The sequence below is a fragment of the Vibrio sp. 10N.222.55.C6 genome, assembly GCF_041473395.1.
Classification (GTDB): domain Bacteria; phylum Pseudomonadota; class Gammaproteobacteria; order Enterobacterales; family Vibrionaceae; genus Vibrio; species Vibrio crassostreae_C.
The window spans coordinates 1-405 of record NZ_JBFRSD010000227.1 but is presented as its reverse complement, the minus strand read 5'-3'; the positions used below and the strand labels follow the sequence as shown (position 1 = coordinate 405).

Sequence of the window (405 nt, the reverse complement as noted above, 5' to 3'; positions counted from 1 at the left end):
CAGGCTATCGACACTGCATTACAAAATACTCATTGCTTTAAATAAGGCGTTTATTGCTCTAAACAAGAGCGACGATTATTTCTATATATCTTCATTAATAAATCATTTAATTAAACTAAAAGGCCTTACATAAAAGTAAGGCCTTAACTGCTTGAAGGTAACCGTCAGTTTAACGTAATTGGCTATCTTTACTTGCTCGACGGTTAAACAATGAATGTCGATGTGCGTCATGCTCTAATATTGACTGACATTCTATACACAAACGAACGCCTTTGATCGCGCGTCGTCTTTGTTCCGGAATCTCATCACCACACTCATCACAATAACGCAAACCCTCACCACCTCGAAGGTTTCCTCTTACACGAGAGATCTCATCATCAATGGTATTTTGTATTTGCTGGCTGA

Annotated in this window: 1 protein-coding gene; it reads right to left on the bottom strand. The window is 38.5% G+C overall.

The window, feature by feature from the left end:
• Window positions 1-169: 169 nt before the first annotated feature.
• On the bottom strand, window positions 170-405 hold a 236-nt coding region (locus AB4486_RS23375), incomplete at its 5' end, for a DksA/TraR family C4-type zinc finger protein (RefSeq protein ID WP_372118931.1).